At 62.4% G+C, this 11,679-nt stretch carries 12 protein-coding genes; 4 read left to right on the plus strand and 8 right to left on the minus strand.

Features of this window, described 5'->3' with window-relative positions:
- Nucleotides 1-106 precede the first annotated feature (106 nt).
- The 4 genes from dapB to grpE form a co-directional block, all read right to left on the minus strand.
- The gene (dapB, locus tag QZ501_RS12910) at nt 107-910 is read right to left on the minus strand and encodes a 4-hydroxy-tetrahydrodipicolinate reductase (protein ID WP_295720032.1); all 804 of its coding nucleotides are present in this window, start codon (nt 908-910) and stop codon (nt 107-109) included.
- A gap of 36 nt (nt 911-946) precedes the next feature.
- A complete protein-coding gene (gene dnaJ, locus QZ501_RS12915) occupies nt 947-2,077 on the minus strand; it encodes a molecular chaperone DnaJ (RefSeq protein ID WP_151439988.1) in 1,131 nt (376 codons plus the stop codon).
- 100 nt (nt 2,078-2,177) lie between these two features.
- Nucleotides 2,178-4,100: a molecular chaperone DnaK gene (gene dnaK, locus QZ501_RS12920; protein WP_151439987.1), complete on the minus strand. Its 1,923-nt coding sequence runs from the start codon at nt 4,098-4,100 to the stop codon at nt 2,178-2,180.
- 86 nt (nt 4,101-4,186) lie between these two features.
- On the minus strand, nt 4,187-4,810 hold the full coding sequence (grpE, locus tag QZ501_RS12925; protein WP_151439986.1) for a nucleotide exchange factor GrpE: 624 nt from the start codon (nt 4,808-4,810) through the stop codon (nt 4,187-4,189).
- 199 nt (nt 4,811-5,009) lie between these two features.
- On the opposite strand from grpE, the gene recN reads away from it, so the two are divergent.
- Nucleotides 5,010-6,692, plus strand: coding sequence for a DNA repair protein RecN (recN, locus tag QZ501_RS12930; protein ID WP_151439985.1), 1,683 nt, complete (start codon nt 5,010-5,012; stop codon nt 6,690-6,692).
- Between the two features lie 80 nt (nt 6,693-6,772).
- Here the strand turns inward: recN and fur are convergent, their stop codons facing one another.
- Entirely contained in the window at nt 6,773-7,198 is a 426-nt protein-coding gene (fur, locus tag QZ501_RS12935) for a ferric iron uptake transcriptional regulator (RefSeq protein WP_077529464.1), read from the minus strand.
- 110 nt (nt 7,199-7,308) lie between these two features.
- On the opposite strand from fur, the gene bamE reads away from it, so the two are divergent.
- Nucleotides 7,309-7,653: an outer membrane protein assembly factor BamE gene (gene bamE / locus QZ501_RS12940; RefSeq protein WP_151439984.1), complete on the plus strand. Its 345-nt coding sequence runs from the start codon at nt 7,309-7,311 to the stop codon at nt 7,651-7,653.
- Between the two features lie 8 nt (nt 7,654-7,661).
- On the opposite strand, the gene QZ501_RS12945 is transcribed toward bamE, so the two are convergent.
- The 3 genes from QZ501_RS12945 to QZ501_RS12955 are packed head-to-tail and all read right to left on the minus strand — an operon-like array spanning nt 7,662 to nt 9,834.
- A complete protein-coding gene (locus QZ501_RS12945) occupies nt 7,662-7,943 on the minus strand; it encodes an RnfH family protein (protein WP_151439983.1) in 282 nt (93 codons plus the stop codon).
- On the minus strand, nt 7,940-8,386 hold the full coding sequence (locus tag QZ501_RS12950) for a type II toxin-antitoxin system RatA family toxin (RefSeq protein WP_151439982.1): 447 nt from the start codon (nt 8,384-8,386) through the stop codon (nt 7,940-7,942). Before QZ501_RS12950 ends, QZ501_RS12945 begins: the two co-directional genes overlap by 4 nt.
- The gene (locus QZ501_RS12955) at nt 8,383-9,834 is read right to left on the minus strand and encodes a sodium-dependent transporter (protein ID WP_160899071.1); all 1,452 of its coding nucleotides are present in this window, start codon (nt 9,832-9,834) and stop codon (nt 8,383-8,385) included. Before QZ501_RS12955 ends, QZ501_RS12950 begins: the two co-directional genes overlap by 4 nt.
- 151 nt (nt 9,835-9,985) lie before the next feature.
- Between QZ501_RS12955 and smpB the strand changes: the two genes are divergently transcribed.
- Entirely contained in the window at nt 9,986-10,468 is a 483-nt protein-coding gene (gene smpB / locus QZ501_RS12960) for an SsrA-binding protein SmpB (RefSeq protein WP_151439980.1), read from the plus strand.
- Between the two features lie 85 nt (nt 10,469-10,553).
- Nucleotides 10,554-11,679 (plus strand): wax ester/triacylglycerol synthase domain-containing protein (locus QZ501_RS12965; protein ID WP_295720040.1); only part of this gene is annotated, 1,126 nt, incomplete at its 3' end.

Raw genomic sequence — 11,679 nt, forward strand, 5'->3', positions numbered from 1 at the left:
CGGTGAAGTAAACGCTTATCAAATCCGGCGTATTATATAGAGAAACCCACTGCACTGTCATCCGGAACAGCCCTTATGGGGCGGACGGGAGTCCCGGGGACACGGATCACTTCAGCCCGACCACATCCTGCATGTCATACAGCCCCGCGGGCTGCTGCATCAGCCACTGGGCAGCCCTGACAGCGCCCTGGGCGAAGGTCATGCGGCTGCTGGCTTTGTGGCTGATCTCGATGCGCTCCCCAAGGCCGGCAAACATGACGGTATGCTCACCGACGATATCTCCGGCACGGATGGTTTCAAAACCGATGGCCTCACGCGGGCGCTCCCCGGTGAAACCCTCCCGGCCATAGACAGCGCACTGCTGGAGGTCACGGCCAAGCGTGTCGGCAACCACCTCACCCAGCCGCAATGCGGTCCCCGAAGGGGCGTCCTTCTTGTGGCGGTGGTGGGCTTCAATGATCTCCACATCGGCATCATCACCCATCACCCGGGCCGCCGTCTGCAGGATCTGGAGCAGCAGATTCACGCCCACACTCATGTTGGGAGCGAACACCACATTCAGGCCTTCGCTTTTCGCCTCGAGCTGTTGCTTCTCGGCTTCGCTCAACCCCGTGGTCCCGATCACGGCCGCTTTTCCGGTCGCACGGCAAACATCCAGATGCTGCAGGGTCAGATCCGGGAAAGTGAAATCGATCACCAGATCGAAATCGTCCGTCACCTCCGAGAGGCTGCCGGCCAGCATCACACCATTGCGGCCAACGCCGGCCACTTCGCCGGCATCCGAACCGATCAGCGAACTCTCCGGATGAACGGTTGCCGCCCCCAGGGAAACCCCATCGGTCAGCGTCACCGCCTCAACCAGCGTTTTGCCCATACGGCCGGCAGCGCCGGCCACCGCAATACGCGTCATACTGTGTCCCCATCCATATCCACTGTACCCGGTCAGCTAGAACTTCATATCCTCAAAGAAATTCTTCACGCCCTCAAACCAGGAGCTCTTGCGTGGGCCATGCTGCCTGCCGTCGCTGTCCTCCTGGAGGGTCTGATCGAACTCACGCAACAGCTCTTTCTGCTTCTTGGTGAGATTGACCGGTGTTTCCACCATTACCCGGCACAGCAGGTCACCCGGCGATCCGCCACGCACGGGCGTCACACCCTTGCCGCGAAGACGGAAGAGCTTGCCGCTCTGGGTCTCCGCCGGGATCTTGAGCTTGACCCGCCCATCCAGCGTCGGCACCTCGAGCTCGCCCCCGAGCGCCGCATCCGTGATGCTGATGGGCACGTCGCAATGCAGGTTACGACCGTCCCGGTCAAAGATGGGATGCTCCTTGACCGCGATCTGCACATAGAGATCCCCCGGCGCGGCGCCGTGCATGCCCGGCTCGCCTTCGCCGGAAAGGCGAATCCGATCACCGGTGTCCACGCCCGGCGGCACCTTGACCGAAAGGGTCTTCTCTTCCTCGACGAACCCTTCGCCACGGCAGGCCTTGCAGGGGTTCTTCACGATCTGGCCGGCGCCCCGACAGTTGGGGCACGTCTGCTGCACCGAGAAGAAGCCCTGCTGCATGCGCACCTGCCCCATACCGCGACAGGTCCCGCAGGTCTCCGGCCGCGTGCCCGGCTCGGCGCCGCTGCCGTTACAGCTGCTGCATTCGGTGGCACTGGGGATCTCGATCTTGACGTTCTTGCCGCGCACGGCGTCCTCGAGGTCCAGCTCCAGCGTGTAACGCAGGTCGGCACCCCGGCCACTGCGGCCCCGGCCGCCGCCGAAGATGTCACCAAAGACATCCCCGAAGATGTCGGAGAAGCTGGCGCCACCACCGCCGAAGCCACCGCCGCCACCGGCGGAGCCATCAACGCCGGCATGACCGAACTGGTCATAGGCGGCCTTCTTCTCGGGGTCACTCAGGACTTCATAGGCCTCGCTGGCCTCTTTGAAGCGCGCTTCGGCGTCTTCGTCATCCGGATTGCGGTCCGGATGATACTTCATTGCCAGCTTCCGGTATGCCTTCTTGATCTCCTTGTCATCAGCGCCCTGGGAGACGCCAAGGATCTCGTAATAGTCGCGTTTGGCCATGACAGTCTGTCAACCGTAATTCGAATGTTCACAACAACGACGAACGCGGGAGAAAGCTCCCGCGTTCGCCGATCAAAGGGTGTGGATGATGCCAGCGGTTTTACCGCTTGTCATTGTCGTCGACTTCCTCGAACTCGGCGTCAACTGCATCATCACCACCGCCCTGGTCCTGGCTGCCTTCAGCCTCGGCACCGCCTTCTTCACCCTGCTGGGAGTACATCTTCTGCGCCAGGCTGGAGGAGGCTTCGGTCAGGGCCTGGGTCTTGGCCTCGATCTGCTCCTTGTCGTCGCCCTTCATCGCCTCTTCCAGTTCGGAGATGGCGTTCTCGATGGCGGTCTTCTCCTCCTCGGTCGCCTGATCGCCGGCTTCCTCCAGGCTCTTGCGAACCGCATGGATCATGCTGTCGCCCTGGTTGCGTGCCTGGACCAGCTCCTCGAACTTCTCGTCTTCCTGAGCGTTCTGCTCAGCATCCTTGACCATCTGATCGACTTCATCTTCGGTCAGGCCGGAAGACGCCTTGATCTCAATGGACTGCTCCTTGCCGGTCGCCTTGTCCTTCGCAGAGACGTTCAGGATACCGTTGGCATCGATGTCGAACGTTACTTCGATCTGCGGTGTACCGCGCGGTGCCGGCGGGATGTCCGCCAGGTCGAAGCGACCGAGGGACTTGTTCTGGGCCGCCTGCTTGCGCTCGCCCTGGACCACGTGAATGGTTACCGCGGTCTGGTTGTCCTCGGCGGTCGAGAAGGTCTGCGACTTCTTGGTCGGGATCGTGGTGTTCTTCTCGATCACCGGTGTGGCAACGCCGCCCATGGTCTCGATACCCAGGGTCAGCGGTGTCACGTCCAGCAGCAGCACATCCTTCACATCGCCGGAGAGCACAGAGCCCTGCAGGGCCGCACCCATGGCGACAGCTTCGTCCGGGTTGACGTCCTTGCGCGGATCGGCGCCAAAGAACTCTTTGACCGCTTCCTGCACCTTGGGCATCCGTGTCTGACCGCCGACCAGAATGACCTCGTCGATGTCGCCAACCTTGACGCCGGCATCGTTGATGCAGGTCTTGCACGGATCGATGCTGCGCTTGACCAGATCCTCGACCAGCGACTCCAGCTTGGCACGGGTCACCTTCACGTTCAGGTGCTTGGGCCCGTTCTGGTCCGCCGTAATGTACGGCAGGTTCACGTCAGTCTGCTGCGCGCTGGAGAGCTCGACCTTGGCCTTCTCGGCAGCTTCCTTCAGGCGCTGCATGGCCAGGGAATCACCGCGCAGGTCAATTCCCTGCTCTTTCTTGAACTGGTCAGCCAGGTATTCGATGAGCGCGAGGTCGAAGTCTTCACCACCCAGGAAGGTGTCACCGCTGGTGGCCAGCACTTCGAACTGCTTCTCGCCGTCGACATCCGCAATCTCGATGATGGAAATGTCGAAGGTACCGCCGCCCAGGTCATACACCGCCACGGTGCGGTCCTTGCCCTTCTTGTCCAGGCCATAGGCCAGAGCGGCCGCGGTCGGCTCGTTGATGATCCGCTTCACGTCCAGCCCGGCGATACGACCTGCGTCCTTGGTAGCCTGACGCTGGTTGTCGTTGAAGTAGGCCGGAACGGTAACCACCGCTTCAGTGACCGTTTCACCGAGATAGTCCTCAGCGGTGCGCTTCATCTTCTTGAGCACCTCGGCGGACACCTGCGGGGGCGCCATCTTCTCGCCGTTCACTTCCACCCAGGCATCGCCGTTGTCGTTCTTGACGATGTCGTAGGGCACCATCTTGATGTCCTTCTGAACGACATCGTCGTCATAGGCACGGCCGATGAGACGCTTGATGGCATACAGCGTGTTTTTCGGATTGGTCACCGCCTGGCGCTTGGCTGCAGCACCTACAAGGGTTTCACCTTCGTCGGTGTAAGCCACGATGGAGGGCGTAGTGCGATCACCCTCTGCGTTTTCAATCACCTTGACCCCGTCACCATCCGGGATGGCCACGCAGGAGTTCGTGGTGCCCAGGTCAATGCCGATAATCTTACCCATGGATATCACTCCAGTTTTCTGATCGTTGAATTCAAATCCGGTATCCGGTTGCCGTTACTGCCTTTATTGGGCTTAACGGCTCAATTTCAAGCCTGCTCGTCGACGTTTCCACCTCCGGAATCGTCAGCCTTGGCCACCATGACCATTGCCGGGCGCACAACACGCTCGTGCAGGAGGTACCCCTTCTGCATCACCGCAATCACGGTGTTCGGCTCCGCCTCATTGCTCGGGACCATGGACATGGCTTCGTGCTTCTGCGGGTCGAAGGGCTCACCCACCGGGTTGATCTGCTCGACGTTGAACTTGGACAGCGCACCGATGAACATATCGAGCGTCATGTCCACGCCTTCCTTGATGCGGCTGACGACCTCCTCGTTCTGAACCTCCTGGTTCTGGGCGCTCTCAACCGCCTTCTCCAGGCTGTCGACCACCGGCAGAAGCTCCTTCACAAACTTCTCGGTGCCGAACTTGTGCGCCTTTTCCACATCAATCTCGGCACGCCGGCGGATGTTCTGCATCTCCGCCTTCGCGCGCAGCACTTCTTCCTTCTGCTCCTCGAGCTGTTCACGCAGCTGAGCGACCTCGCCATCCCCGCTGCCAGCGGACGCAGCGTCTTCGCCCGCTCCGGTTGCCGGCTCCGCTTCTTCCGCGCCGGCGCCCTGCTCGGCCTCGTTCACGGATTCATCCTTACGGGTTTCGTCATCACTCATGATCGACCTCATTGCTCGGTATCGAATTCTCTGGCCCGCTTGGGGACGTCTGCCGGGCGATATGGGGCTGCTGCAGCAGGTTTCAACCACCCCCGCGCATTTTATTCCACCCATGCGCCCTCCCAGCCCCTTGAAACCCTGACCAACTCACTGTACAAATATCCACATACTGTATATGGATACACATCAGGAGTCGCTCATGCTCACGCACCTGACCGTTGCCAACTACGCCGTTGCGGAGAAAGTGGAACTGACCATCCGGGAAGGGATGACCACGCTCACCGGCGAAACCGGTGCCGGCAAGTCCATCGTCATGGATGCCCTGAGCCTGGTCACCGGGGCCCGGGCGGATGCGGGCGCCGTGCGTGAGGGCGCGGACCGGGCCGACCTGAGCGCGGTGTTCGACCTCTCCCGCACCCCGGAGGCCCAGCAGTGGCTGGAGGAACGGGAACTGGACCAGGAGAATGACTGTGTGCTCAGGCGCGTGATCCGGCGTGATGGGCGCTCCCGCGGCTACATCAACGGCCAGCCCTGCACACTCACGGACCTGAAGACCCTGGGCAGCATGCTCATGGACATCCACAGCCAGCACCAGCATCAATCCCTGCTCAAGCGCGAGACGCATCATCGGCTGGTGGACGAATTCGGTGGCAACGGCGAACTTGCCGAACAGGTACGCGCCGCATTCCGGGAATGGCGCGAACTCAACCGCAAGCTGGAGCAGGCCAGCAACCAGCGGGATGAGCGCAACGCCCGCACGGAACTGCTGCGCTACCAGGTGGAGGAACTCGACCGGCTGGCCCTGGGCGCGGAGGAGCTGGAACAGCTCGAGGCGGAACAGAAGCAGCTGGCCAATGGTGAAAGCATTCTTGAGCAGTGCCACGAGGCTGCCCAGTGCTGCAGTGAGGGTGAACCGGCGGCGGTCAGCATGCTGGAGCACGCACGCCAGAGACTGGAGCGGCTGCCGATCGAGGTTCCCCAGCTCGCGGAAACCTGCCAGATGCTCGAAGAGGCCCGCATCCAGGCCGAGGAGGCCGGGGACAACCTGCGGCGCTTCATCGACGACTATGACTGCGACCCTCAGCGCCTGAAGGAGGTGGAAGAACGCCTGAGCTGGATCTACCAGATCGCGCGCAAGCACCAGATCCAACCCCAGGAAATCCGCGAACACCAGGCCTCACTGCGCGCCGAGCTGGATGAGCTCGAGAATGGCTCCGAAAGCCTGGAGCAGCTGCAGGAACGGATGGAAGCGGCCCGCACGGAATGGAACCGGCTTGCGGACGAACTCAGCAGTGCCCGAAGGCAGGCCGCCGAACGCCTCGACGCGGGCGTCGGCGAGGAACTGCGCCGGCTGAGCATGCCGGACATCCAGTTCCAGACCCATTTCTCTGCCCCATCCGGAGACGGCCAGCCCGCTGCCTCCGGGCACGAGGAAATGGAGTTCCTGGTCAGCACCAATGCAGGCCAGAGTGCCCGCCCGCTCGGGAAAGTAGCATCCGGCGGCGAACTCTCCCGCATCAGCCTCGCCATCCAGGTGGTCGTGGCCCAGACCTCAACGATCCCAACGCTTGTCTTCGACGAAGTGGACGTGGGCATTGGCGGTGGCGTCGCGGAAGTGGTCGGGCGGCTGCTGCGCCAGCTTGGTGAAAGCGGCCAGATCCTGTGCGTGACCCACCTGCCCCAGGTTGCCAGCCAGGCTCACCAGCACATGACCGTGAGCAAATTCACCGAGGACGAACAGACCTATTCAACAGTGGAAAACCTGGATTCCGAGGAACGGATCCGGGAGGTGGCCAGGATGCTCGGTGGCGTGGATCTCACGGAGCAGACCATGGCCCACGCCAGCGAGATGGTCCAGAAGGGGCAGGCGACCCATCACTGAATGAGGACTGTAGGAGCCTGCCTTGCAGGCGATCCAGTTCATCGCGAGCAAGGCTCGCTCCTACGGCAGCCGCGTGATGATTATTTCGGCTTCACGTAAAGGATCATGCTGTGATCCACCAGATCGAAGCCATGCTCCTCGGCGATGCGGCGCTGACGGTCCTCGATAACCTCGTCATAGAACTCGATCACCCGCCCCGTCTGGGTGCACACCATGTGGTCATGATGCTCTTCCCCGGCCAGCTCGAATACCGCATGACCGCCTTCGAAATTGTGGCGAAGCACCAGGCCCGCCGCTTCGAACTGGGTCAGCACCCGGTAAACAGTGGCCAGCCCCACGTCATCACCCGATTCCAGGAGTTTCTTGTACACATCCTCGGCACTGAGGTGGTGATCGCCTTCCGCATCCTCCGCGGCTTCCGCGCTTTCCAGGATGCTGAGAATCTTCACACGCGGCAGCGTAACCTTGAGGCCTGCCTTGCGCAGCTCGACGTTTTCTGGTGCCATGCTGAACCTAACCGTTGGTGATGGAGTGGGCTTTCGTTACCATGTGCGCTCATCTTCAGGCGGGCAGCGCGCCTCGGAGCGGCACTCAAGATAGAGGATTTCCTTCCACGATGCAAAAGGCTTCCATTCCCGCCTGCCTGGCTGCGGTCACCCTGACGCTCAGCCTTGCGGCATGCAGTTTTCCGGGTGTTTACCGGATCGACGTTCAACAGGGTAACATTATCGATCAGGAAGATCTCGGCGAGCTCAATCCGACCATGACACGGGCCGACGTGCACGAGCTTTTGGGCACCCCCATAACCGTGAGCAGCTTCAACCCGGACCGCGAACACTACCTGTACACCTTCCAGGAGGACGGTGGAGACATCCGCAAGCAGCGTGTCACCATCATCTACGAGGAAGGCCAGTACCTCCGGCATGAAGCGAAACTACTGGAGGAGACCCCGGCCAACTGAGCCGACGGTCAGCGCCGCGTACCGGCCCTCTTTGCCCGTGCCTCCTTGGGATCAATCTCAAGGGGGCGGTAGATCTCCACCCGGTCCCCCTCACGCAGACGATACAGCCCGGGCTCCGCAATCACCTGGCTGAACACGCCCACGCTCTGGTGCTCCAGATCGATCCCGGGGAAAAGACCCTCGATTCCGGACTCACGAATGGCATCAAGCGCCGTACTCCCCTCAGGAAGGCTGAGCGCAATCAGACGCTGGATGTCCGGGCGCGCATAGGCCACTTCCACACGGATCATTGCCCCTCGACCTCATGGAGTGCCCGCGCTCTTCTGCAGAACGCATCGACCATGGTATTGGCAGCCTGGGCAAACACGCCGCTGAAAGCCATCTGTGCCAACCCATTCTGAACCGCGAACTCCAGGCTGAGCGTTACCCTGCAGGCATCCGCCCGTAGCGCACGGAACTGCCAGAGCCCCTGCAGATGTTCGAAGGGGCCATCCACCAGCTCCATACGGATCGATTCCGCAGGCATCAGGTGATTGCGTGTGGTGAAGCGCTGTTTCAGGCCGCCACGCTCCACATCCAGCGATGCCACCAGCTGATCCCCACCCTGTTCATGCAGTACCGCGCCGCCACACCATGGAAGAAACTCCGGGTAACGCTCCACGTCACTGACCAGGTGGAACATCTCTTCCGCGGAATGATGCACCAGTGCACTGCGCTCGATCTGTCGGGTCATTGAATGTTTACCCCGTGAGGTTCCTCTTCTATGGGCATCACCGGCCGCTCCAGACCACCACCGCCACACACGGCAGTGCCGGCCAGCCTGCAGAAACCCGCTCTGTACTCAACCACCGTAACAACCACAGCGACCACCACGGCCAGCGGCACCAGCCATGCCATCAGCCAGCGCCACAGTCGGTATCCCCGGCCCCTTACGCCCAGAAAGGCCAGAAGCTGGCGCGGCGGCAACTGCCAGCCTGCGAGCCTGACCAATGCCAGCACCGACACGGGTACCAGCACAAGTATGACGACAAGCTCCATCAACGCCCAGACATCCACCCCCCCTGCCCAGGTGAACCCGAACAGAGCCAGGGCCGCCGCGGCACCCGCCGGCAGCATGGCGATGATTCCGGCCACCACCCGGTTACCACCCAGGGTTTCCGTGACACGGGCCACCACCACCTCCAGCGTGAACAGAGCCGAGGTCCAGACCAGCAGCACCATGACCAGATAGAACAGACTGCCTGCAAGCTGCCCCCCGGCCATGGCCTCAAACACCTGCGGCAGCGACACGAACACCAGCTCAAAACCAGATGTCAGCGGCACCTGCTCCGCCAGCACCAGAGCCGTAACCGCCAGCCCAAGCACCAGAGTCACCACCAGGTCCACCACCGCCACCCCGAGCGCAGAGAGCGGCATGGAGGCATTCCCCGGCATGTAGCTGCCCAGGGTCATGAGCACACCGACCCCGACGGCCAGCGAATAGACTGCGAGCTGGATGGCAAGCGCCGCGCCATACCACCCGAGATCCTCCCAGCGAGGCCAGAACAGGGACCAGGCCGCCTCCTGGCCCTTGCCCGAGGACAGGGCCACCACCATCATGATCACAAGCAACACACCCAGCAACGGAATGACCGTGCGCAGCGAGCGCTGAACCCCCCGGCCCAGATTACGCAGGGCCACCGCCAGTACCAGCCCGACAAAAACCACCTGCCACAGAGCAACCTGCTGCATATCGCCGGCAAAATCCGTGAACAGGGCTGTGGCGGAGGCCTCACTGGCGCCCCTCAGCTCTCCCAGCGCAGCCCGGAAAAGCCAGGCCAGGGACACACCCCCAAGCACCGAGTAGAGACCAAACAGCAGTAACGCGGCCAACAGCATACCGCGACCGGCCCATGGCAGACTCCGCGAGTGCAGCCCGGCCCCTTCGGCTGCCGCCTGCAGGGAGTGATCCGGACCCTGCCGGTAACGCCGAGCCATTGCCAGCTCTGTCATCACCACGGGGACCCCGGCAAACATCAGCGCCAGACCGTAGACCAGCAGGAAGGCGCCGCCGCCGTGCGCCACCACAGCCGGCGGCACCAGCCAGAGATTGCCGGCACCGAGCACGACCGCGGCCAGCGCCAGCGCGAAGGTCCAGCGGCTGCCCCAGGCAGTGACCGGCGCTCCCGGGTTGGAATGCATGAACAGGCTCCCGATCGGATGAAGGCGGATTATAGCCCAGTGTAGCCGCCTTATTCAGCCGCGACTCCGCAGACTTTGCCCAGAGGCACGCCCTATGGGCTACAATACGCCGTTTGCAGAAACACCCACTCCGCCAGGCCGGATGATTCCCATGGCTCAGAAAAAAAAGCCCGCCAAGGGCGGCAGCACCATCGCGCTCAACAAGAAGGCGCGGCACGAATTCCACATCGAACAGAAGTTCGAGGCGGGCCTCCAGCTCCACGGCTGGGAGGTCAAGGCCCTGCGTGCGGGCAAGGCCCAGATCACCGATGCCTATGTCCTGCTCAAGGACGAGGAGGCATGGCTGCTGGGCGCTCACTTTCCGCCTCTGCCGTCTGTATCCACCCACATCAACCCGGATCCGACGCGCACGCGCAAACTGCTCCTCCACCGGCGCGAGCTGGCCACACTGCTCGGCAAAACCCAGCAGACGGGCCACACCTGCGTGCCACTGGCACTGTACTGGAAGAAGAACCTGGTCAAGTGCGAGATCGCACTGGTCAAGGGCAAGAGACAGTATGATAAGCGCCACACCGAGAAGGAGCGTGACTGGAACCGCCAGAAACAGCGCATTCTCCGGGATACGCTGCGCTGATCAGTAAATGATCATTTGAACTGCTTCCGCACCGCAGTATACTGGCCGACCATCACCCCAACATGACTGCAACCAGGGAGGGATCATGTCTGCCCAACGCACAGCCATGTCCTCGGTCGATACCGCCTGGTTGCGGATGGAGTCGCCTGAAAGTCCGATGATGATCGGTGCCGTGCTCGTATTCGACGAGCCCATCGATATCAGGGCGTTCCGCAACCTGCTTGAAGAACGATTCCTGCGCTTTGAGCGCTTCCGCCAGCGGGTGGTCTGCCAGAATGACCGCTGTTACTGGGAAGAGGATCCGTGGTTCGATCTCGACAACCACTTCCACATCACCGCCCTTCCCGGCAACGCTGACCAGGCTGCGCTGCAGCAGCTGGCCAGCGACCTCAACAGCACGCCACTGGACTTCAACCACCCGCTCTGGCAGATCCATTACGTCGATAACTACCAGGGGGGCTGCGCGCTGATCGTACGCATCCACCACTGCATCGCGGACGGCATTTCGCTGGTGCGGGTCCTGCTCTCGCTGACCGATGAGCAGGACGATACCGGCAGCAGCCGGAAGAGCGCCAAGCACCGCAAACGGGCACGGAACGATTCACCGGAATGGCGCCAGACACTGTTCCGGGCACGCCGCAATCTGCGCCTTGCCCGCTGGCAGGCCCGACAGACCTGGCGCACCATGCGCGAGGACCCCGCCTACCTGGTGCGCCTGGGGCGGGAATGCCTGTTCGTGGGGCGGGACCTGTTCAAGGTGGCCTTCAGCCCACCGGACCCTCCCACAGGACTCAAGGGCCCCCAGTGCGGACGCAAGCAGGTCGCCTGGTCCGAGCCGCTGGATCTGGGAGAGGTGAAGGCCACCGCCAGGGCCCTTAACGGCACGGTCAACGATGTGCTGCTTGCCGCCGCCACCGGCGCGGTCCAGGCGCACATCCAGCAGAGCGCCACACCTCTGCCCGAGGCCGGCATCCACGTGGCTGTGCCCTTCAACCTGCGACCACTGGACCAGCCCATTACCCGCCTTGGCAACCAGTTCGGTCTGGTGCTTGTGCCGTTGCCGGTACAGACCCTTTGCCCCAGGGAACGCTTCGAGACGGTCCAGCGCCACATGGATGACATCAAACGCTCCTACCAGGCCCAGGTCTCCTACGGGCTTCTGGACATACTCGGGCGTGGCCCGGACCTGATGGAGCGCCGGGCCCTGGAGC

The organism is uncultured Halovibrio sp., assembly GCF_913056445.1.
Classification (GTDB): domain Bacteria; phylum Pseudomonadota; class Gammaproteobacteria; order Pseudomonadales; family Oleiphilaceae; genus Halospina; species Halospina utahensis_B.